A 20,708-nucleotide genomic window follows, 5' to 3' on the forward strand; every position below is an offset into this window, starting at 1 on the left:
ACAGGGCGTCACGGCTCGCCCGCTGTGGTTCCCCGGGCGAGCCGTGTCCGCGACCCGTCGGCGTGGAACAACAACCTCCGCCGGTGCGCCGGGTCGGCCCGCCGTACGACGAGGCACCATCTCCGAACGCGGCCGGGGCGCTGCCTCCTCGTACCGGGCCGGTCGGAGCGGTCCGCTGCCCGCTCGCTCCGTCCCGGCGTTCTTCGCGACAACCGAAGCCGGTACCCGGGGCCTGTGCGGTCCGTCGTGCGGACCGAAACACACACACGGGCCGAGAGCGAGCGTACGCGTCGGACTGGCGGCGTGGCCCACGGGCGTTCCGGCCGGGGACACCTGACAGATCGGGGAACCGAGTTGTATGCTCCCCCGCGATGACGACTCTTCCTGTTCACAGATGGGGGGTCCCGTCCGCGCAAGGTGAGTGCTGATGCTCACTCGGACCGCGAATCGGGATACCCGAACTTCCTTCTGGCCGCGCGTGCGTGAGTTCGCCGTGCCGCCCTCCATGATCGAGACCGCGACGGCCCGCCGCCTCGCCGGGGACTGGGCCGGGGCGTGCGCCGCCGCCGGTTTCGATGTCGACCTGCAGCTGCGTTCCGTGGCACGCGCCCACGGCCACGGACTCGCGGCCCTTGTCCGTTCCGATCTCCGCCATCTCGCCCCCGATCTGCTGCGCTGGCACATGCCGAGGATCGCCCCCGACGGGCTGCTGCGCCCCGGACTGACCCTCGCACTGGCCCGGTACGAGACCCCGGGGGGTGACGGCGGGGGTCCGGTTCATCTCGTGGCCCGGACTCCCCCGGCATGGGCCGACGGGGGCCAGCGGATCAGTCTGGCGCTGTGGGACGGATCCCCCGACAGCGCCGGCGACCGCCGGCATCCGCATCCGCGTCCCAGCCGGCGGTTCCGTCTCGACCTGCACCGGCATCTGTGGGACGCGCGCAGAACCGAGGAGCTGCGCGTACGGTCGGGGGCCGACCGGGAGCTCCCCGACGGCCCTCCCCTGGTTCCGGATCCACCGGGGCGGCGCTGTGCCGTGGACCGGTGGGCGGCCGAGGCGGCGATCCTGCTGCGTGCCGAGGGGCGGACGACCGGTACCATCACCGTGCGCTTGGGAGCCCGGCACCGGCTGGCCCTGGACCTGGCCGGGGACCGGGACGGACCCGGGCCGCCCGTCCCGCGGATCACGGCGGTGTCCGACGGCCCTGTCTCCATGCTGCCGGTTCTGCCCGACGCGGCGACCTGGGTGCTGCCCGACCTGGAACTGATCCGCACCGGTTCGGTCGAGGCCGGGCTGCTGCATCCGCTGGTCGCCCGGGCGCTGGTACCGGAGCACACTCCGGCCGGCTCACCCCTGATCCCCGGCCCGCCGGGGCAGCCGCGTTTCGTGGAGTGCCGGGGAGCCCGGCACCGGGTCGGACTGGTCGACGGAGTACTGGTGCCGCTGGACCACGACCCGGCCGAGATCCGGCGGGAGGAACTGCTGGCCGCGCTCGGCGGTACGCCCCTTCCCTGTCTGCGGTTCATCGACCGGGCCCATCGTCACCCGGAGTGCCTCACGGGTGTCCGCGAGCGCCTGCACCACGGCGACACCGCCGGTGCGCTGGCGATCGTCGAGGGTCTGCTGGGCCCCGGAGCGGTGCTGCGCGGCGGCGCTCTGCGGGACGAACTGGAGGCGGCCGCACAACGACGGATCGCCTACGGACTGTTCAGGGCGGGACTGGCCGGACCCGCACCCCGCGGCAGCCGCCCCGTTCGGCGCCGTCCGCGTGATCTTCGCTCGCGTCCACGTCACGCCTTCCTCCGCTGACCCGGCCGGCCCCGGCCCTCTTCCGCCCTCAACGAACCCAAAGGTGATCAGACATGCCCGTATCCACCCCGTTCGCCGCGGCCGCCCCCGGCGTTCCGGCTCCCGCCTCCCAACTCGACACCGCCGGCGCGCTGCTGGCCCTGCTGCGTGACGCCACCACCGAACCGCGCCCCGACACACAGCTGGAGGCCCTGACACTGGCCGTGTCCGCCGATCTGCCCGTACTCCTGTGGGGCGAGCCGGGAATCGGCAAGACCGCGGCCCTCACCCAGCTCGCCGAGGCCCTGGACCTTCCGCTGACCACGGTGATCGCCAGTGTGCACGAGCCCTCCGACTTCGCCGGGCTGCCCGTGATCGGAGACGATCCCGCGGAACAAGGTGTTCCGATGGCTCCGCCGGACTGGGCGGTACGTCTGGTCCGGGCCGGCCGGGGGCTGCTGTTCCTGGATGAACTGTCCACCGCGGCACCCGCCGTTCAGGCCGCGCTGCTCCGCCTCGTACTGGAGCGTCGGATCGGTTCCCTGCGGCTTCCTCCCGGGGTACGGATCGTGGCGGCCGCCAATCCCCGGTCCTCGGCTGCCGACGGCTGGGAGCTGAGCGCGCCCCTGGCCAACCGGTTCGTGCATCTCCAGTGGACCCACGACCACGAGGTCGTCGTCCGCGGTCTCGGCGGGACCTGGCCCCGGGCAACACTGCCGCGGCTCGCCCCGGAGCGGCTGCCGGAGGCCGTGGAGTTCGCCCGCCGTGCGGTCTGCGGCCTCCTCACCGCCCGCCCCGGGCTCGTACACCGGCTGCCGGGGAACGAGAGCCGTCGAGCAGGTCCCTGGCCGTCGCCCCGGAGCTGGGAGATGACCCTGTGTCTGATCGCCTTCGCGACCGCGGCCGGCTCGTCCCGGGACGTACTTTCCCTGCTGGTCAGAGGCACGGTGGGGGACGGTCCGGGGCTGGAGCTGCTGGCGAGCCTGGACCGGATGGATCTCCCGGACCCCGAAGTCCTCCTCGCCGACCCGGCGGGTGCCGAACTGCCCGAGCGGGGGGATCTGCGCCAGGCCGTGCTCGACGGTGTGGTGGCCGCGGTCCGCAAGCGCCCGGAGAGATCCCGCTGGGACGCGGCGTGGACGCTCCTGGTCCGGGCGATGGAGACCGGAGCCCCGGACCTGGTGGTCGTCCCCGCGAACACGCTCGCCGCGCTGCGCCGCGCGGACTGGGACGTTCCCGCGTCGATCGAGCGGCTCGCCGGCGCGGTGGCCCTGTCCCGCCGGGCCGACGACGCGGCGGCCCGGGCCTCGGTCGCCGCGAAGGCCGGACGATGACACCGGACGCACCGGGGACACTGGACCTCGACAAGCTGTTCGCCGCCCGGCTGTATGCCGCGCGGGTCAGGCCCTATCTGGCGACGGCGCTGTTCGCCCTGCACACCGTGGAGTCGCGCCGGGTACCGACGATGGCCGTCGACCGGCACTGGCGCTGCTATGTCTCGCCGGCGTTCGTGGCCCGCACACCGGTGGAGGAACTGGCCGGGGTGTGGGTGCACGAGGTCTCGCACCTGCTGCGCGACCACCACGGGCGCAGTGACCGGGTGGCGCGGGAGCGCGGGCTGACCGGCCCCGGCGAACGGCTGCGGATGAACATCGCCGCGGACTGCGAGATCAACGACGATGTGTTCGGCGAGGGACTGGTCCGGCCCGGAGGATCCGTCGAGCCGGGCTCTCTGGGCCTGACCGAGGGTGAGCTGATGGAAGACTATCTGCGCCAGTTCGGGCTCGGGCCGGTGACACAGAGCCTGGCCTGGCTCGACTGCGGCAGCGGCGCCGACGGGCTGGAACGGGAGTGGGACCTGGGACCCGGCGGCGCGCACGGTCTCAGTGCTCAGGAACGGGACGCGGTCCGGTTCCGGGTCGCGCAGGGCATCAAGGGGCGTCCGGGGCACACACCGCGGGGATGGCGGCGGTGGGCGGAGGAGGCGTTCCACCCGCCGCAGCCGTGGCGGGAGTTGCTGGGAGCCGCCGTCCGCTCCGCGACCTCGGGGCCCGGTGCCGGGGAGGACTACACGTACGGCCGGCCGTCCCGGCGCTCGGCCGGGGTGCCCGGGGCCGTTCTGCCGAGCCTCCGGCGCAGACCGCCGCGTGTCTGTGTCGTCATCGACACGTCCGGGTCGGTCAGCGACGCCGAACTGGGCAGCGCGCTCCGCGAGGTCGCCGCGATCTCCTGTGCCGTGGGCGGCCGCCGTGACCTGGTCACGGTTCTCACGTGCGACGCGGCGGCACGGCTGGTGCACCCGCTGTGCCGTGCCGAGGGAATACCGCTGGTGGGCGGTGGGGGTACGGATCTGCGGACGGGCTTCGCCAAGGCGCTCCGCGTAAGGCCCCGGCCGGATTTCGTCGTGGTCCTGACGGACGGGCAGACGCCCTGGCCGGACACCCGACCGCCGTGCCGGACGGTGGTGGGTCTGTTCCCCCGGCATCGGTCGGCCCCGGACTGGCGCGAGGACGACGCCGACTACGTACCCGACTCACCGCCCGACTGGGCCCGTGTGGTGGTCATCGGGTCGGCTCCCGCCGACCGGTGAATCCCCGGGGACGGCGGACGACAGCACCCGCTCACCCCGCCACCACCGTGCCGCCGCCGGAACCCGTAGGCGCACCGTCACGGCACCGCGGTCGCTCTCACCACGTTCTCGCTCGCGGCACCGCGCTCATGCCGACGGTGTGCAGGGCCGACCGGGGTGAGGGTGCCCGCCAGGCAGGGGCCGGAGAACCCGGCTCACGCCCCGCGCACTCTGCGAGCACCCGTACCGGGGCCGGCCTGTGTGCCTTCGCCCCACGGGTCCCCCGGTCACCGTGCCCGGTGACAACCCGGGCTCCGTTGGCCAGGATGGGACGGAGACGGTGCAGGCGTACGTCACGGGGAAGGCGGCCGCGATGGGCGGAGGCGGCGGGCGGCGGGGATGGAGCCGCGGGTGGATGCGGGGTACCGGCTCCTCGGGGCGCCGGGGGCGGTTCGGCACGGGAGCGTTCGACGAGAGCCGGGCGGTGGGCGGTGTCCCGCCCCGGCCCAACACCGCTCCCACAGTCGGAAACACGACCGCACCCGGCACACCCGCGGGCGGTGGAGGCTCGGGACGCACCATCATCGGGCGGGGTGGCGGAGACGGCCCGGGTGCCGACGCCGGTACGTCATCCGGCGGAAGCGACGCCGGCGCCGCCGGGGACACCGACGCGACCGCGGGGCCGGGCGACCCCGCTCCCCCGGTCATCGCCCATCCGCCGCGAGACGCCGGTGCGACCACGGCCGACGCGGCCACGGGACAGCAGACGCCCGGGCACCCCGGTCATCAGGGCGCCACCCCGCCCGCGGACCAGCGGGACGCGGGGCCGGTGGGCCGGTCGGAGACCCACCCCGGCTCGGCGGACGGTCATCCGGCGGGCTGGACCGCGAAAGGCGCCGCGCCGACAGTGGCGTACCCCGGCAAGGACGTACCGGGAGCCGCGCATCCCGGAGGGCACTTCGGCTCCGGAACCCTCTCCCACCCCGTGACGGACGGCGGATTCCCTCCGGGGATCGCACACCCGCACCCCCTGGACCCGGGCAAGGCCCCGATGAACCCGCAGCCGGCGCAGCATCCGGGGACATCTCCGTACGGAGAGGGGTCCCGGCCCTCGGATTCCGCTTCCGGCGGCGGGAACGTGGCCGATGAGTGCTTCGGCCAGGACGACGTACCGCCGGATCCCATGGGCGGCTCGGACGAGAACGCGCAGGCCCCGGCGCCGCCACCGGGCGGCGGTGTGACAGTCGGCTTCGAGAGCGCGGGGACCCCCGGCGGAACGGCGGCGGACGCCGGGGAGCCGGGCGCGGGGACCCTGGCGGTTCTGCCCCCTCCGCCGGCCGAGCCGCCCACCCCGCCCGTGGGCAGTGCCGGGGATCCACCGGCGCAGTGGCCGTCCGAGTCCGGCGGTGCGACGGCACCGGGACAGCCCGTCGCGGGAGAGGGGTTCGGGGCGACGGCGTTCGACTTCGACGGCGGCTGCCCCGACTCCGGGCCCTCGCCGGACCTCGCACCCGACGCCCCGGACCCCGGGGCCGTGGCGACCGGATTCGACGGCTTCGCCTTCCCCGGACCCGCCGAGCCGATGGCGTGACGCACTCGCCCGACCGGCGGAGGAACGCCGTGGCGAAACCCCGCCGTCGATACGGGTACCCGTCCCCGGGTGCTCGCCCCGGCGGTCGGGGGACGGAGACGGTACTCGTCACGCGCCGGACCACACACGTACCGCTCACCCGTGTCGTCCGGCACCCGTCGACGGACAACGGGCTCAGGTCCACGGCCCCCTGACGACATGCCGTTCGGGGAAGGTCCTCGACTCGACGTACCGCCCGATCTCCTGAACCTGTTTCGGCGTGCCGATCCCCGTCAGCTCGACGGTCTGGGTGGAGGAGGCCCCCGCCTCGTTGTAACGCAGGGACAGCGATGCCGTGTTGGTGAGATACGTCCCCAGCGTCCGTACATAGCCCGGCGATTCGACGATCTGGTAGTACCAGATGAACTGGACCCTGCGCCGGACGAAACCGGACTTCACATCGACCCCGTACTCGTAGAAGTCGGCGCCGTCGGTCCGCGGCCTCACCAGCAGCAGAACGAGGGAGGCCAGGAAGAAGCCCCACGACACCAGACCACCGAGAAGGAGGTACGCAGCGGGCCCCATCAGGCTCTCCCTGCCGAGGAGCGGCACGGCCAGGGTCAGAACGGCGGCGATCAGGAACCGCTTCCCGATCGTGATCAGCAGATGGCGGGCCTTGAACCGTACCGACATCCCCGGCCGCCCCCGGTCCGCCACCCGGTGGGACTCGGACTGGGACCGGAGCGTCGGCGGACCCGGAGTGAGCGCCCTGCCGACGACGGGCGGACCGCCGGGTGGAGGCGGGGCGACGGGGGCGGTGGCACCCACGGGATCCTGACAGGCTCTCAGCCTGGTCGCCGTGTCACGGAAGTCGGGGGCCACCGCGAGGACCTTGCGGTACGCCTCCGCCGCGTTCGCCGGATCCGCGTCGGCCTGGAGGAGCCGGCCGAGGCGGTACGCGGCCTGATAGTGCCGTGGATCATCGTCCAGCACCCGGCGGAACTGGACCTGTGCCTCGGCGGTCCGACCCGTGTCCGTGAGACAGATTCCCAGCGCGTAGCGCCCGGCGAGGTCGCCGGGCTCCTCCCTCAGCAGCTCCTCCAGCAGGGGTAACGCCTCCTCGGGCCGCCCCCGCCGGTGCAGTTCACTCGCCCGCTCGTACCACGAACCGTCCGCCCCGTCGGCCGACGACGCCGCCATGTTGCCCCCCTGTGTAGCCACGCGGTCACGCAAGCAGAAGCATTGTGCCGCTCCGGCGCCCCGCCGTCAGCCCCGGCGGCAGGACCGCCCGGCGGGGAACGGGGCTCCGCCGGAGCACGCCTGCCGCCGCCCCTGACGTATCGGCCCTGCCGCCGGTCGAACGGACTCCCCCGAGGGTTCCGCGGACGGACTGCTCCGGAGCTCGGCGCCCTGTTCAGCCGGGATCGCGGCGCCGCGCCTGCCGGAGGCGGCTCCACCGCGATCCGGGTCCCGCGCTGGGGCATGATCGGTCGTCACCGAGTGTCCGACCGGGCGGGGATCCCCGCCGGAGAGAAAGCGGGTTCTTGAGGATGGGGACGTTCGACGGGAAGACACCCCCTCGGGTCGTGATCGTCACCGGAGGCAGCCGGGGCATCGGCCGCAGTGTCGTCGAGCGGCTCGCCGCCGACGGATTCGCGGTGCTCTTCACCCACTCGGGCTCCGATGCCGAGGCCGGTGCCCTGGAATCCGGGCTTCTCGGCAGCGGGCGGCTCGTCCGCGGGATCAGGCTGGACGTCACGGGGGACGACGCTCCGGCGCGTGTGTTCGAGGCCGCCGAAGAACTGGGGACGGTGACCGGACTGGTGAACAACGCCGGGGTCACCGGCAGGATCGGTCCGGTCGTGGATCTCACGGACGCCGATCTCCGGCGGGTCGTCGAGGTGAATCTGGTGGGACCGGTCAGGCTCTGCCGGGAGGCGGCACGGCGGTGGACCGGGCCGGCCGGGGGCAGGTCCATCGTGAACGTCTCGTCCGTCGCGGCGCGTACCGGATCCCCGTACGAGTACGTGGCCTACGCCGCGGCGAAGGCGGCCGTGGAGACCCTGACGGTGGGGCTGGCCAAGGAGCTGGCCGCAGGCGGTGTCCGGGTCAACGCCGTGTCCCCGGGGACCGTCGACACCACCATCCACGCCCGCGCCGGTGAGCCGGGGCGGGCCGGGCGGGTGGCGTCCCGCATCCCGCTGGGGCGTCCCGGCAGGCCGCAGGAGATCGCCGACGCGGTCTCCTGGCTGATGTCCGACGGCGCGTCCTACGTCACCGGCGCCGTCGTCGAGGTCTCGGGCGGTCTCTAGTCGCCGTGTTGTACGCAACTGTCAGGTCCCGCTCCACCGGCCCCACTCCTCCCATGGTGTTCGGCGCCGGGTCCGGGGGGCGTTGGCGAGACCCACGTCTCGACAGGGGTCCCGGGTGACCGTATCGCCGCCACCCGAGCAGACGGGCGCCTTCCGCCGTGGTCGCCCGGCCGGCCCGGGCATCGACCCACTCGTGCGGCGGACCCCGCCGCGGACGCCGGACACCGAGGCGGACGCAACGCGGGCCCCCGGCCCCCGGGAACAGCCGTGGGGCTGCCCCCGGGACGGCTTCGGGCGGCCCTGAAGGGGCTGGTCCGCCGTCAGCCCTGCGGGCCGGCCGGTTCGACGTCCTTGGACAGCCCCACATCTCCAGTGTTGTCGACGTGCCGGGCGGCGACCCACGCGGCCTTGTCACGCAGCAGGTACCAGATGCTGTTGCCGTCGATGTTCTGGGCGTGCACCTTGCTGCGCAGTCCGATCTCGGTGCCGTGGTTCAGGTTGCCGATGACGGTCGAGTCCGTGCTCGGATACTTCCGCAGGTTGACACCGATGCTGCTGACGACGGTGCCGAACGGCTGGGGTGGACTGGGCATCTTGACCTCCGGGGAAATGCCTGAGTGGGAGACGCGTCCGGTGTGACCGGACGGGTTGCTCGCACGGTAAGCCGGGTTCCGGCCGGGGAGCCGGAGGCGTGCGGGGCATGCCACGACCGGCGGCCGGGCGTCATTCCGATGGTTGCGTCAGCCCCGCCGCCCCTCAGCCGGGGCGTTCCTCATTCCTGCCGTACCTCAGCCCGGGCCGCCCCGCTGGGCCGCTCATCAGGGCCGCCCCAGCACGTCGGCTCGGCTCTTCGGCGGCCGCCCGCGCAAAGTCCTCCTCGTACACCCGGCGCCGCCGACGAGTTCCCGGCCGTCCGCGCCGAACTGCCGGAGTCTCCGGCACCCCGGCGGCGGCCGGCTACTTCACCGGCTCCGGCCGGCCGACGGCTCCACTTCCGCAACGGCCGCACCCGCGACACCCGGGCCGTCGCCCGGGACAGGTGGCTTCGGCGACCTGCCTGCCGAGGGCTCACCACAACGGAGTCAGTCGCCTGCGGAAAGGGGCGTCGGCCTGCGCAGCAGCCACTGTCCGAACGTCCGGCGCGGGGGCCGCACCACCACACGGCCGAGGGACTTCTGGCCGACCAATTCCACCCGCAGCACGACCGGCGTATCCGGATGCGCCGGAGGCCGACGGTCCATGACCCGGCTGTGCAGCAGTTGCAGACCGTCGGTGTCGACCACGATGCCCGGCCTCGTGACCAGCGTCAGGGTCTTCCCCGTCATGGCCACGTCGATCCGCAGGGTGTCGTGCGTGATCACGGCGTCGGTGAAGTCAAGCGTCACCTCGCAGAACGTCACGACGAGCTCCAGCCTCCGCGGCACCACCCAGGGCCCCACGCGTTCGATCGCGCCGCTGTGGACCTGTTCGATCCGGACGACGTCCTTGACCCCGGCTCCCGTCAGGCCGCCCGCGGCCGATACGGGCGGCAGGTCGGCGGTGAGCGGGGCCAGTTCGCTCAGAGTCCGCGCCGACAGGGCGGCTTCCAGGCGCTCGTCCAGCTCCTCCGCGGTCAGCAGGCCGTCCCCCGCCGCGATACGCAGCACATCCACCACCCGGTCCCGGTCGGCGTGAGAGGCCCGCAGCCCGGGCGACGAGCCGGGGCCGAAACGCTTCCCGGAGGGCGAAATCTCTCCCGACATGCTTCCCGTCCTGGTCCTGTCGAACGTCTCCGCGCGGCGCGGCAGCGGCGCGAGGAGAAGACTAACGCTATATCGCGACATGGCTACCGGCTGGGCCCCGGCGCCGAGAGCGACGATCAGCGCCCGGCCCACGGCATGCGGTTCCATCATGCCGAGGCCGCTTCAAAGCAACAACCGTGCCCCGAGAGCGAGTTCACACCGCGCCGCCGGAGGGCTTCACCACGCCCGGACACACGGACCTCAACGCCGGGGCGGAGCACACTGCTTCTCGGCCCCCGCAGGCCGGGCACGGATACGCGGGAACCCGGGGTCCTCGCACCCGACCGCGGGCGGCTGGACTCGGAGATCATTCGGGGGCGACCCCCAGATGTCATGCCGCGGGCGCTTGTCGACGGTCGGGGCGTGGGACCCGGCGCGGGGAGATGAGGACGACGGTGCTGAGCGTGGCGAAGACCGCGAGCGCCGCGGATACGCCGAGAACGGCCCGGGCTCCATCGGTGACGGCCTGGCCGTCCTGGCCACCGTGGAGGGTGAACACCGCGCCCAGCGCCGCGGTGCCGATGCCCGCACCGAGAGATGCGAGGGTGGCGACGGTTCCGGCGACCATGCCGACCCGTTCGGGTTCCGTGACCTGCACCGCGACAGCCATGACGGGCGCGCCGGCTATCCCGCCGCCGGCTCCCCACGCCAGCAGCGGCACCAGCAGCGCCCACCACGGTGTCCCGGGCGTGATCAGCAATGCCAGGGCGCCGAGGCCGATGCCCTTGAGCACGTATCCGAAGCCGATCACCAGGCCGGGTGCCCAGTGGCTGAGCAGCTTGGAGCCGATCACGCCCGTGGCGATCTGGGCGAGGAAGATCGGGGTCATCAGCAGACCGGATTCCGTCGGGCTGAGCTTCAGGCCGTCCGAGAAGTACAGCACCAGGTAGACCGAGCCGCCGATGGTCAGGACGCGGGACAGGAGGACGGCCAGCATCGCGCCGAGGAACGGAGGCCGGCCGAACATCCGCAGCTCCAGCAAGGGTGCGGGAACACGGAGTTGGCGGGCCAGGAAGGCGGCCAGCGCCAGGCAGGCGGTGAGCAGCGCGGCCGTGTCCTGCCCGGCCCACGGTGTGCCGCCGGGGCGGAGCATGAGCAGGGTCGCCGTGCCGAGGCCGAGCATGAGCAGCAGGCTGCCGGGCCAGTCCGGCCGCCCTGCCCCGGGAGCCGCCGGGGAGCGGCGCGGCAGCACGCGTACCGCCAGCGCCCAGGCCGCCACGCCGAGGGGGAGGTTGACGGCGAAGACCGCCCGCCATCCGAAGGCGTCGATCAGCAGCCCGCCGAGGGTCGGGGCGAGGAGACCGGCGGCGGTCGCGAACGATCCCCACGCGCCGATGGCGAGGTTGCGTTCCTCGCCGGTGTAACGGTCCGAGAGCAGCGGGATGCCGTTCACCATGATCACAGCGGCTCCTGCGCCCTGGACCACGCGGGCGGTGTTCAGCCACAGCAGGCCCGGCGCCACGGTCGCCGCCAGGGAGGCCAGCGTGAACACGGCGATCCCGGCGAGGAACAACGGCCGCCGGCCCCACCGGTCCGCGAGGCTTCCGACGACCTGGGTCAGTGCCCCCATCGCGACCATGTACGTCACCACCACCGACTCGGCCGAGGCTCCGCCCGCGACCTCGTCGCTGATGGACGGAAGTCCGATCGCCACGATCGTGAGGTCGACAACGACCAGCCCCGTGGCGGCCATGACAAGCACCAGGATCCCGCTGAAGGGCGGGAGGCGACGGGACTTCTCGGCTGCCATGCGGGATTCGACCTCCGGGCGCGAACGGGTGGTGCGGCCAGCGTGCAGCCATCCGCCGCTAAAAGTCAACGTGTGTGAAGTTCAAGCGGGGCATCGTACGCTGGCCCCATGCCCGCCACGTCCCGCCGCCGCCCCGTCACACGCAAGGGCCGCCCCGTCCTCACCCGCGAGGGCATCGCCGCCAAGGCCCTGGAGATGGCCGGCGCACAAGGGTTCCGCTCCGTCACCATGCGCGCCCTGGCCGCCGAACTGGGGGTGACCGTACGGGCGTTGTACAACTACGTCGAGGACCGCCAGGAGGTCGTCGACATCGCCGTCGGCCTGATGCTCGACTCCTGGGACCCGCCCGCCCTGCACCCCGGGACCTGGGAGACCTCCGTCGCCGACTACGCCCGGTCCCTGCGCGAGCTGTACCGGCGCTGGCCCCGTGCCCTGCTGGTCTCCCTCGACGAGGACGCCCCTCCGGCCTCCGTGCACCCCAACCGACTGGTCCAGCTGGACCGCTTCCTGGAGTTCCTGCGCGGCGCGGGCCTCGGCCTGCCGGCGGCACTGGAGGTGCACCGCCATCTCTCCCTGCTCGTCCTGTCCTTCGCCCTCCTGGTCGACCACCCGGCCGATCGCGCCGGAGCCGGAACGAGCACCCTCGTCCCCGACACCTGGCTGAAGGCCCACGCGGATCTCGACATCCCCACCCTGCGCAAGGCCGCCGAACTACCCCTGCCGACGGCGGACGTCCAGTTCGACCAGCTCGTCTCCGCCGTCGTGATTCAGATTCGCAGCCGGCTCGACACCCGATAGCCGCCATGCCCATGGCGCCGCCGGGGAACCGGTCGTGACGGACGAAGCCCGTATCAGGTGATCGCCGACGGAGGCCTCACCACGGCCGGTCGAGGACTTCGTCCGCTCCCCGGCCCGGGCTCACGGCCGGCGCTCCAGGGCGGTGGCCGTGGGCCCTGCCCGTGCCGCGTGCCGTGTACGCCATCGGTGCCCACTGCGGTGCGACCGCCGCATCGCTCACCCGTGCCGTTCCGAAGCTGGGCCACGATGGGCCCCTGCTGGAGGGAACCGACCGAGGAGGCAGCTGTGGCAGGGTCCATGAGAGCCGTCGTACTGGACGGTCCCGGAGGCGTGGACCGCCTGCGGCTGCGCAGCGTCCCGATTCCCGAGCCCGGCGCGGGCCAGGTGAGGATCAGGGTCGAGGCGTTCGGGCTGAACCGGTCCGAACTGCACACCCGGCTCGGGCTCGCCGAGGGCGTCACCTTCCCCCGTGTACCCGGAATCGAGGCGGTCGGCACCGTGGACGCCGACCCCGAGGGTGTGCTGGAGGCGGGCCGGCAGGTGGCCACGATGATGGGCGGAATGGGGCGTACGTACGACGGAGGATACGCCGAGTACACGGTCGTACCGCGTGCGCAGGTCATTCCCTTCGACTCCGCGCTGCCCTGGGAGAACATCGGCGCCGTGCCCGAAACACTCCAGACCGCGTACGGTTCCCTCACCACCGGGCTGGATCTCCGGGCGGGCCAGGCGCTGCTGATCCGCGGCGGGACCTCCGCGCTCGGGCTCGCCGCCGCCACCCTGGCCAAGGACCTGGGCGCGACCGTGCTGTCCACGACCCGCAACCACGACCGGGTCACGGCGCTCGCCGCACACGGGGTCGACCGCCCGATGGTCGACGACGGCGCGATCGCCGCGCGGGTGCGCGACCTGGTTCCCGGTGGAGTGGACGCGGCGCTCGAACTGGTCGGCACCCCCACCCTCCCCGACACCCTGGCCGCGACCCGGATCCACGGAACCGTCTGCTTCACCGGGATGCTGTCCAACCAGTGGATCATCCATGACTTCTACCCCATCGCCTATCTGCCCCGGGGCGTACGTCTGGCCGCGTACGGCGGCGAGGCCGGCGATCTGCCCGCCGAGGTGCTCCAGCGCTGGCTCGACCGGATCGCCACGGGTGAGATCTCCCTGGGACCCGTCCATGTGTACGCCCTGGACGACATCAGGGCCGCCCATCAGGACATGGAGCGGGGCCGCCGCCCGGGAAAGCTGGTCGTCGTCACCCGGTGACGGCTCCGGGCGCCGAAACCGGTGACGCCCCCGGGGGTCGGCACACCGGACCGCTTCCGCGCCGAGGCTCTCACGGCGGGCGTGTACCGCCTCCCAACCTCACAAGAGCGCCGTACCACAGCTCCGGACCATGGAGAGGGAAACCGACCCATGAAGGCCGAATCCGGGCAGGGTCAGCAGTTTCCGGCCAACGATTTCCGAATTCCGGATTCACAGACAACCCACAGCTGGGCCCTTCCCTCTGAACGGGCAGCCGCGGATCCCGCCGCCGGACGCGTACGGCAGGGGCTGACCATCCGCGAGCGGAACGTTCCACCCTCCATGTTCAATGGCACTCGTCAACGAGGAACAATGAGCAGAACTCACCGCAATCGTCTGTGGCGTTCCAGCCTCGCGGTCTCGGCGGCACTCGCCGTGGTCGCGGGCGTCGCCGGAGCCGCTCCCGACGCCGTATCCGCTGCCAAGTCCGCCGCCGCGCCGAAGCTCGGTCTGATCGCCGCTTCGGGCTCCGTGACCCTCCAGCGGTACGAGGGGAGTCCCGGAGAGCCGTCCGGTGTCTTCCTGGATCTCGGAACGTATGTGAGCGCCGAGGGCAGCCCTCTTGAGTTCACCGTCACACGCGCGTCCTACAACGACCCCGTCGTCGCCCGGCAGATCATCCGTACGGGCAAGAAGGTGACCACCAGGACCCTTCCGGCCGGCATGGTGAAGGACTTCTCGGGCCTCCAGTCCTTCCTCCAGATCACCCTCACCGACTCGGCCGGGAACAACGTCCTGACCCGGCAGGAGGCGTTCTGCCCGAACAACGCCTCAGGGCGCATCCGTCCCGACGCCCCGGCGACGTCGAAGTATCCGCAGAGCTGTCCCACGAACCCCTTCACGCTCGGATCGGTGTGGGGCGTCCAGAAGGGCTGGGCCGCCAACGCCTACCAGGGCTACTACTCGACACCCGTCGATGTGCCGGCGGGCACCTACACGGCGAAGGTGTCCGTGGCCAAGCCCTACCGGGATCTGTTCGGGATGGCGAACGAGACCCGGACACTCAAGGTGACCGTACTTCCGGGGGAGGCACCTCCGCCGGAGGTACCGAGCCCCTCGGCCGCGGGCGCGCACTCCGGTCACACGGGCCACGGTGTTCCGGCGGGGCCCGCGGACGGCCTCGGGCACGCCAACCTGCAGGGCCACGGTGTCGACAACCCCGCGCCCCCGGCCCTGCCGTACGCGCTCAAGAAGGCGGGACTCGCGGCCGCGGCTGCCGGTGACGGACCGGGGCGTACGGACGGATCGCGCAGCAGGCCCGCGCTGAAGCCGGCCGGGAAGCGCCCGTCCGGGAAGGCGGGTGTGCCGAAGAACGTACCCAAACCCGATCTCCGTGCCCTGCCCGCCTGGGACATCTTCATCTCCAGCGGCGCGGAGGGAGAGGCCCCGGGCCGGGATCATCTCGCCTTCGGCAGCACCACCTGGAACGCGGGCCCCGCACCGCTGGTCGTGGACGGGTTCCGTACGCCCGGCAAGGATCTGATGGACGCCTATCAGTACTTCCTCGACGCGTCGGGCAAGCAGGTCGGCTACGCGCCCACCGGCACCATGGAGTGGGATCCGCGCGAGGGCCATATGCACTGGCACTTCACCGACTTCGCAGCCTACCGGCTGCTCAAGGCCGACAAGAAGGAGGTCGTGCGCAGCGACAAGGAGGCGTTCTGCCTGGTCAACACCGATGCCGTCGACTACACGGTGAAGAACGCCAACTGGCATCCCTTCAGCACCGACCTCGGCTCGGCCTGCGGCGAGGAGAACGCGCTGTCGGTACGGCAGGCCCTGGACGTCGGCTCCGGTGACACCTACTCCGGATACCTTCCGGGCCAGTCCTTCGACATCACCGGAGTGCCGAACGGCACCTACTACATCCAGGTGGTCGCCAACCCGGACAAGAGGCTGCACGAGTCGGACCTCACCAACAATGTGTCGCTCCGCAAGGTCGTCCTGGGCGGCCGGCCCGGCGCCCGGACCGTGACGGTACCCCCGCACGGACTCGTCGACTCCCGCTGACAACCGGGAGTTCCCGGCCGAAGGGCCCGGTCACGCACTGTCGCGTGGCCGGGCCCCGGCGCGTGCGGACGGCTGTGCCCGTGATCCGGCCGTGGTCCGGCGAGTGCGGTGGTTCGCGTGCGGAGAGCCGGACGCGATGGGGCGTATGCGGTGAGGCGGATGCGGCGAGGCGCCTGGTGCCGAGGGGCCGGTACGTGCGCGAGTGCGCGTATGTGTGCGAGGAAAGGTTACGCCGTATCGGGCCCGTGGGGCGGGAGGGGCAGCGCCGCCCAGACCGTCTTCCCGCGCGGAGGTGTCAGCTCCCAGGACCAGGTGTCGCTCAGCGCGCTGATCAGTGCCAGGCCCCGGCCGACGAGGGCGTCCTCGGCGGCCTCGTGCGGCCTCGGCGGGATGGAGCTGGGATCGGTCACCGCGCAGACGAGATCACCGGGGTGCAGAAAGATGCCGAGCCAGACGGGATAGTCACCGATGCCGGGCGCGGCGGGGTCCACCGCGTGCTGGACGGCGTTGGTCACCAGTTCGCTCACCACCAGGGCCGCGTCGGTCACCAGACTGTCCAGCGCCCAGCCGCTCAGGGTGTCGGCGACGAAGTCCCGCGCCTGGGGTGCGTTGCGGAGCTGTCCGTCCAGGCCACAGGCCGCGAACCCGGCGGGGCCGGTGTCCTGGTTCCACAGAAGGCCGTTCGAGGATGCCGATCCGGATGCCCGGTCCGTACCGGGCTCGACGCCGAGGGAACAGAGTCCCGGTCCGGCGGTCGTGCTCGATGAGACTGACACATGGGTCGTCACTGGCCATGTCCCCCTGGAGGTCAGGCGTTGACGCGATGCCAGCCGCCGTGGTCACGAGTATGGTCGAGCGTCGGCCCGTAATGCAATTGCATCCGGGATTGCATTCGAGATTGCATTCGTTGGAGAGTGGAGCGAACGAACACCCGTACGGCGAGGAGGCGGCTGCGGTGGAGCAGATCTTCAACGGCATGCAGGCGACTGCGCTGGCGGTGACATGGATCAAGAGCAGTCACAGCAACGCGACGGGCAATTGCGTGGAGATGGCCGGGCTGCCCGACGGTTCGGTGGCGATCCGCAACTCCCGTGATCCCCACGGTCCCGCCCTGATCTATACGCGGGACGAGATGGCCGCGTTCGTCGCAGGCGCCAGAAGTGGCGACTTCGACTCGGTCATAGGCTGAAAACCGTCAGACGCCGGTTCCGTCCCGCGCCCGTGGCGTGCGCATGGTGGATACTGGCATTTTCCCACCGTCCGCAGGAGCGCCCGATGGCTGCAGCCGACCCGAACGTGTCGCTGTTCGCACGACCGCTGGGGGCAGTGGAGAAGAATCCCACGGCGCTCAAACTGATCCTCGGCGGCAAACTGCGCGAGCTGCGCACGGCGGCGGGGCTGGATCCCGCCGATGTGGACAGCCGTCTCGGGTTCTCACGGTCGAAAACAAGCCGAATCGAACTGGGCCGCCATGGCTGCAAGCGGGGCGACGCCCTGGCCTTCCTGAGCCTGTACGGGGTCGACGGCGAGGACCGGGTGGCCGAGTTCCTGCGGCTGGTGGAACAGTCCCACCGTGCGGACTGGTGGCGCTCCTTCAACGACGTACTGTCCGACTTCTTCACCCCGCTGGTCGCCCTGGAGGGCGCTGCCGAACGCATCCGCACCTACGAGCCGTTCTACGTGCCCGGGCTGCTCCAGACCTCCGCGTACACCCGGGCCGTGATCAATGCGGGTCCCGGCCGGCAGCTTCCGCACGAGGTGACGCGACGGGTGGAGCTGCGCCAGGAGCGGCAGCGGCAGCTCGACCAGACGGACGCGCCCCGGCTGTGGGCGGTGATCGACGAGTCCGTGCTCCTGCGGACGGTCGGCGGCCGGGAGGTCATGCGGGCCCAGCTGGAGCATCTGCTCGCCATGACGGAACGCCCGCGGGTCACCCTGCAGATCGCGCCGCTGGATGTCTCGGCCGCGGTCGGCGTCGGCACAGGAGTGACGTATCTGCGCTTTGCCCTGAGCGATCTCAAGGACGCCGTGTACATCGAGCATCTGACGGACTCGACCTTCAGCCAGAAGCCCCTGGTCGTCGAGGAGTACCGGAACATGCTGGACCGGCTGGGCGCGTGCGCGCTCACTCCGGCGCAGACCAGGGAAGCACTGCGCAGGCGCGCGTCCGAGCTCTGAGGCCAGAGCCCCGGGCGGAGGCGCCGACGGCCACGGGCCCCGGAACCACTCCCACGTCAGGACGGCTGAGGCCGCCGCGCGGGCCGGCCGTACGCCCGACGCCCGGGGTGCCTCTCCCGCACGGGGAGGGAACCCGGGCCGCGCTGCGGCACCGGCGGAACGGCAGCCCGTGAAGGTCCGGCACGGCCCGGAGCCCGGAGCCCCACAGGGGCGCCGGTTCAGCCGATACGGGCGACTCCGCCCCACTCCAGCCACTCGTCGGTCTGCTGGACGGGAGCCAGATCGTTGTCAGGCCGCCAGGTCGAGACCTCCACCAGCCCCGGTTCCAGGATCTCCAGGCCGTCGAAGTACTCGGCGACCTCCCGCTCCTCGCGCACCCGGCCCCAGTGGCCTCCGGTGGCCTCGTCCATGAACTCGGTGACGAACCGGCGGATCTCCGGGCGGTCGCTGACGAGCTGGCAGACGACCAGGAAGCTGCCGGGCACCAGCCGCTCGGCGACCCGGCGCACCAGAGCGTCCGGATCGCTCTCGTCGGGTATGCAGTGCAGGACCGAGACGAAGAGAGCGGCGACGGGTTGGCTGAAATCGATCAGCCTGACCGTCTCCTCATGACCGAAGATGCCGTCGGTGTCCCGCATATCGGCCTGGATGACGGCGGTGCGGTCGTTCTCGTCGAGCAGTGCCCGGCCGTGTGCCAGCACGATGGGGTCGTTGTCGACGTAGACCACCCTGGAGGAGGGATCGACCGCCTGCGCGACCTGGTGGACATTGTCCTGGGTGGGCAGACCGGAACCGTGGTCGACGAACTGGCGTATGCCGTACTCACTGGCGAGCAGACGGACCACGCGCTGGAGGAACCTCCGGTTGTTGACCGCGAGCACCTTGGTGCTGGGCACCTGCTTCAGAAGCTCCTCACAGGCTTCCCGGTCGGACTGGTAGTTGTCGCTGCCCCCCAGGTAGTAGTCGTACATCCGCGCCACGCTGGGCACCGTCGTGTCGATGGCGTCAGGGCGCCACGACTCACCTTGCATCCGGTTCTCACCCGTGTCTGTAGATAGCATCAACCGTAGGACGACCATGCTAGGGAGCGCGGGGAGCCCGGTACAGGTTCGCGCCGTCGGCAGGCACAGCACACAGAACCTTTTCGGCCAGCCGCGCCGGCGTCTCGGGTCGGCACGGAGCACCCGTCCGGCCCCGGCACACTCCCCCGGCGACTGCGGTCCCACCCTCACCGGGCACCGAGGTGGCCTGCGCCGATCGATCACGGTCCGAGCAGAGGTTCGAGGGGCCGCGGACCCGCCCATACGAGTCCGCGGGAAGGTCCGCTCGACCGGCGACCGTGAAATCCGGCCATGAGGTGACTCCGGCAATCCCGTGAAACCGCCGCACCCGCGCATCGCCCCGAGAGCCCGGAAGTGCACCCCGGAGGCCCGCTTGAACCGCATAGAGCCTTAGCTTTGGCTTACCTAACTTGATCACCGCGGTGATGACGCCGTGCCCCGCCATGGCCGGATCTCCTCGGGACCGCCCCTGCGCCAGGTGTGGGGCCGGCGCTCTCTCCGCTCACCGGCTCTTGAGGGACATCCATGCTCGGGTTCACTCGCGTGCGCCGTCGCGCGTCCGCCGCCGCGGTCACCGCCGTCGCCGTCGTACTCACCGTCGGCGGCTGCTCGTCGGACGGTGACGGTGGCAAGGAGACCACCGGCGCACCGGGGAAGAGCGGCGGAGCGTTCCCCGTCTCGATCAAGAGCGCGCTCGGCACGGCGGAGATCCCCGAGGAGCCCCGGCGCGTCGTCACCCTGGGCCAGGGCTCCACCCAGACGGCCATCGCGCTCGGCAAGACGCCGGTGGGCATCGAGAGCTACCCCTGGGGCAGTGACAAGACGGGCTGTCTGCCGTGGATCCACGAGGCGGTGACCGAGAAGGGCGGCAAGCTGCCCCAGCAGTTCACCGGTGGCGAGGAACTGGACATCGAGGCCATCACGGAGCTGGAGCCGGACGTCATCCGCGCTCCGTGGTCCGGCATCACGCAGAAGCAGTACGACGTCCTCAAGGACATCGCTCCCACCGTGGCCTACCCGGATCTGCCCTGGAGCACCGACTGGGACCAGCAGATAGAGATCATCTCCAGGGCGCTCGGCAAGCCGGGTGAGGCGAAGAAGCTCACGGCCACGATCGAGAAGCAGCTCGCCGAAGCGGCCGCGACCCGTCCCGCTTACAAGAACCTGACGTTCTCGTACATCTACAACACCGGCCCCGGCACCCTCGGCGTCTTCAAGCCCGAGGAGCAGCGGGTCACGATGGTCTCCTCGCTCGGGCTGACCGTCGACCCGGTGGTGAACGGCTTCCCGGAGACGAAGGGCACCGACTCGGCGCTCATCGGTCTGGAGAACGCGGACAAGCTCAGGAACAGCGATCTGATCTTCACCTTCTACAGCGACGGGAGTAACCGCGAGGAGGTCGAGGCGCAGCCGCTGTACGGGAACATTCCGGCGGTCGAGAAGGGTGCCGTGGTGGTCGGTGACTCCAACTCCTTCGTCACCGCCTCGTCGATCATCAACCCGCTCACCGTGCCCTGGACGATCGACCGGTATCTGCCGCTGATCGACAAGGCCGTCGCGGCCGCCGGCCGGTAGGACCGCC

17 protein-coding genes are annotated in these 20,708 nt (G+C 71.8%); 11 read left to right on the plus strand and 6 right to left on the minus strand.

What is annotated here, in order from left to right:
* Positions 1 to 427: 427 nt before the first annotated feature.
* The 4 genes from ACIBCM_RS08055 (at position 428) to ACIBCM_RS08070 (ending at position 5,949) form a co-directional block, all read left to right on the plus strand.
* Positions 428 to 1,810 carry a hypothetical protein gene (locus ACIBCM_RS08055; RefSeq protein WP_399241111.1) on the plus strand — a complete coding sequence of 461 codons (1,383 nt, stop codon included), beginning with the start codon at positions 428 to 430 and terminating at the stop codon, positions 1,808 to 1,810.
* 53 nt (positions 1,811 to 1,863) lie between these two features.
* Positions 1,864 to 3,123, plus strand: a complete 1,260-nt coding sequence (locus tag ACIBCM_RS08060) for an AAA family ATPase (RefSeq protein ID WP_399241112.1) — start codon at positions 1,864 to 1,866, stop codon at positions 3,121 to 3,123.
* Entirely contained in the window at positions 3,120 to 4,379 is a 1,260-nt protein-coding gene (locus ACIBCM_RS08065; protein ID WP_399241113.1) for a VWA-like domain-containing protein, read from the plus strand. Before ACIBCM_RS08060 ends, ACIBCM_RS08065 begins: the two co-directional genes overlap by 4 nt.
* A gap of 394 nt (positions 4,380 to 4,773) precedes the next feature.
* Positions 4,774 to 5,949, plus strand: coding sequence for a hypothetical protein (locus ACIBCM_RS08070; RefSeq protein WP_399241114.1), 1,176 nt, complete (start codon positions 4,774 to 4,776; stop codon positions 5,947 to 5,949).
* Positions 5,950 to 6,123: 174 nt separating this feature from the next.
* Here the strand turns inward: ACIBCM_RS08070 and ACIBCM_RS08075 are convergent, their stop codons facing one another.
* Positions 6,124 to 7,149 carry a tetratricopeptide repeat protein gene (locus ACIBCM_RS08075; RefSeq protein WP_399241115.1) on the minus strand — a complete coding sequence of 342 codons (1,026 nt, stop codon included), beginning with the start codon at positions 7,147 to 7,149 and terminating at the stop codon, positions 6,124 to 6,126.
* 329 nt (positions 7,150 to 7,478) lie between these two features.
* Here ACIBCM_RS08075 and ACIBCM_RS08080 point away from each other — a divergent pair, with 329 nt between their 5' ends.
* Positions 7,479 to 8,240 carry an SDR family NAD(P)-dependent oxidoreductase gene (locus ACIBCM_RS08080; protein ID WP_399241116.1) on the plus strand — a complete coding sequence of 254 codons (762 nt, stop codon included), beginning with the start codon at positions 7,479 to 7,481 and terminating at the stop codon, positions 8,238 to 8,240.
* Positions 8,241 to 8,560: 320 nt separating this feature from the next.
* Here ACIBCM_RS08080 and ACIBCM_RS08085 read toward each other — a convergent pair whose 3' ends face one another.
* The 3 genes from ACIBCM_RS08085 to ACIBCM_RS08095 form a co-directional block, all read right to left on the minus strand.
* Positions 8,561 to 8,833 (minus strand): SH3 domain-containing protein, encoded by a 273-nt coding sequence (locus tag ACIBCM_RS08085; RefSeq protein ID WP_399241117.1) that lies wholly within the window; start codon positions 8,831 to 8,833, stop codon positions 8,561 to 8,563.
* Positions 8,834 to 9,322: 489 nt separating this feature from the next.
* On the minus strand, positions 9,323 to 10,132 hold the full coding sequence (locus tag ACIBCM_RS08090; RefSeq protein ID WP_399241118.1) for a DUF1707 domain-containing protein: 810 nt from the start codon (positions 10,130 to 10,132) through the stop codon (positions 9,323 to 9,325).
* A gap of 220 nt (positions 10,133 to 10,352) precedes the next feature.
* Complete coding sequence (locus tag ACIBCM_RS08095) at positions 10,353 to 11,771, minus strand: MFS transporter (RefSeq protein ID WP_399241119.1); 1,419 nt, start codon at positions 11,769 to 11,771, stop codon at positions 10,353 to 10,355.
* A gap of 108 nt (positions 11,772 to 11,879) precedes the next feature.
* Here ACIBCM_RS08095 and ACIBCM_RS08100 point away from each other — a divergent pair, with 108 nt between their 5' ends.
* The 3 genes from ACIBCM_RS08100 to ACIBCM_RS08110 all read left to right on the plus strand — a co-directional run bounded on the left by ACIBCM_RS08100 (position 11,880) and on the right by ACIBCM_RS08110 (position 15,887).
* Entirely contained in the window at positions 11,880 to 12,569 is a 690-nt protein-coding gene (locus ACIBCM_RS08100) for a TetR/AcrR family transcriptional regulator (protein WP_399241120.1), read from the plus strand.
* Between the two features lie 297 nt (positions 12,570 to 12,866).
* Positions 12,867 to 13,838 carry an alcohol dehydrogenase catalytic domain-containing protein gene (locus tag ACIBCM_RS08105; protein ID WP_399241277.1) on the plus strand — a complete coding sequence of 324 codons (972 nt, stop codon included), beginning with the start codon at positions 12,867 to 12,869 and terminating at the stop codon, positions 13,836 to 13,838.
* A 351-nt stretch (positions 13,839 to 14,189) separates the two neighbouring features.
* Positions 14,190 to 15,887, plus strand: coding sequence for a lysyl oxidase family protein (locus ACIBCM_RS08110; protein WP_399241121.1), 1,698 nt, complete (start codon positions 14,190 to 14,192; stop codon positions 15,885 to 15,887).
* A 227-nt stretch (positions 15,888 to 16,114) separates the two neighbouring features.
* Here ACIBCM_RS08110 and ACIBCM_RS08115 read toward each other — a convergent pair whose 3' ends face one another.
* Positions 16,115 to 16,663 carry an ATP-binding protein gene (locus tag ACIBCM_RS08115; RefSeq protein WP_399241122.1) on the minus strand — a complete coding sequence of 183 codons (549 nt, stop codon included), beginning with the start codon at positions 16,661 to 16,663 and terminating at the stop codon, positions 16,115 to 16,117.
* Between the two features lie 200 nt (positions 16,664 to 16,863).
* On the opposite strand from ACIBCM_RS08115, the gene ACIBCM_RS08120 reads away from it, so the two are divergent.
* A complete protein-coding gene (locus ACIBCM_RS08120) occupies positions 16,864 to 17,076 on the plus strand; it encodes a DUF397 domain-containing protein (RefSeq protein ID WP_399241278.1) in 213 nt (70 codons plus the stop codon).
* An 86-nt stretch (positions 17,077 to 17,162) separates the two neighbouring features.
* Positions 17,163 to 18,065 carry a helix-turn-helix domain-containing protein gene (locus tag ACIBCM_RS08125; protein WP_399241123.1) on the plus strand — a complete coding sequence of 301 codons (903 nt, stop codon included), beginning with the start codon at positions 17,163 to 17,165 and terminating at the stop codon, positions 18,063 to 18,065.
* A gap of 218 nt (positions 18,066 to 18,283) precedes the next feature.
* On the opposite strand, the gene ACIBCM_RS08130 is transcribed toward ACIBCM_RS08125, so the two are convergent.
* The gene (locus ACIBCM_RS08130; RefSeq protein WP_399241124.1) at positions 18,284 to 19,096 is read right to left on the minus strand and encodes an SAM-dependent methyltransferase; all 813 of its coding nucleotides are present in this window, start codon (positions 19,094 to 19,096) and stop codon (positions 18,284 to 18,286) included.
* Positions 19,097 to 19,651: 555 nt separating this feature from the next.
* Here ACIBCM_RS08130 and ACIBCM_RS08135 point away from each other — a divergent pair.
* Entirely contained in the window at positions 19,652 to 20,701 is a 1,050-nt protein-coding gene (locus ACIBCM_RS08135) for an iron-siderophore ABC transporter substrate-binding protein (protein WP_399241125.1), read from the plus strand.
* Positions 20,702 to 20,708 lie beyond the last annotated feature (7 nt).

This window comes from Streptomyces sp. NPDC051018 (assembly GCF_044456085.1).
Lineage (GTDB): Bacteria > Actinomycetota > Actinomycetes > Streptomycetales > Streptomycetaceae > Streptomyces.

Coding starts and splice junctions, on each gene's coding strand:
- ACIBCM_RS08055 (WP_399241111.1), top strand. CDS start 428: ATGCTCACTCGGACCGCGAATCGGGATACCCGAACTTCCTTCTGGCCG.
- ACIBCM_RS08060 (WP_399241112.1), top strand. CDS start 1,864: ATGCCCGTATCCACCCCGTTCGCCGCGGCCGCCCCCGGCGTTCCGGCT.
- ACIBCM_RS08065 (WP_399241113.1), top strand. CDS start 3,120: ATGACACCGGACGCACCGGGGACACTGGACCTCGACAAGCTGTTCGCC.
- ACIBCM_RS08070 (WP_399241114.1), top strand. CDS start 4,774: ATGCGGGGTACCGGCTCCTCGGGGCGCCGGGGGCGGTTCGGCACGGGA.
- ACIBCM_RS08080 (WP_399241116.1), top strand. CDS start 7,479: ATGGGGACGTTCGACGGGAAGACACCCCCTCGGGTCGTGATCGTCACC.
- ACIBCM_RS08085 (WP_399241117.1), bottom strand. CDS start 8,833: ATGCCCAGTCCACCCCAGCCGTTCGGCACCGTCGTCAGCAGCATCGGT.
- ACIBCM_RS08090 (WP_399241118.1), bottom strand. CDS start 10,132: ATGATGGAACCGCATGCCGTGGGCCGGGCGCTGATCGTCGCTCTCGGC.
- ACIBCM_RS08095 (WP_399241119.1), bottom strand. CDS start 11,771: ATGGCAGCCGAGAAGTCCCGTCGCCTCCCGCCCTTCAGCGGGATCCTG.
- ACIBCM_RS08100 (WP_399241120.1), top strand. CDS start 11,880: ATGCCCGCCACGTCCCGCCGCCGCCCCGTCACACGCAAGGGCCGCCCC.
- ACIBCM_RS08105 (WP_399241277.1), top strand. CDS start 12,867: ATGAGAGCCGTCGTACTGGACGGTCCCGGAGGCGTGGACCGCCTGCGG.
- ACIBCM_RS08110 (WP_399241121.1), top strand. CDS start 14,190: ATGAGCAGAACTCACCGCAATCGTCTGTGGCGTTCCAGCCTCGCGGTC.
- ACIBCM_RS08120 (WP_399241278.1), top strand. CDS start 16,864: ATGCAGGCGACTGCGCTGGCGGTGACATGGATCAAGAGCAGTCACAGC.
- ACIBCM_RS08125 (WP_399241123.1), top strand. CDS start 17,163: ATGGCTGCAGCCGACCCGAACGTGTCGCTGTTCGCACGACCGCTGGGG.
- ACIBCM_RS08130 (WP_399241124.1), bottom strand. CDS start 19,096: ATGCAAGGTGAGTCGTGGCGCCCTGACGCCATCGACACGACGGTGCCC.
- ACIBCM_RS08135 (WP_399241125.1), top strand. CDS start 19,652: ATGCTCGGGTTCACTCGCGTGCGCCGTCGCGCGTCCGCCGCCGCGGTC.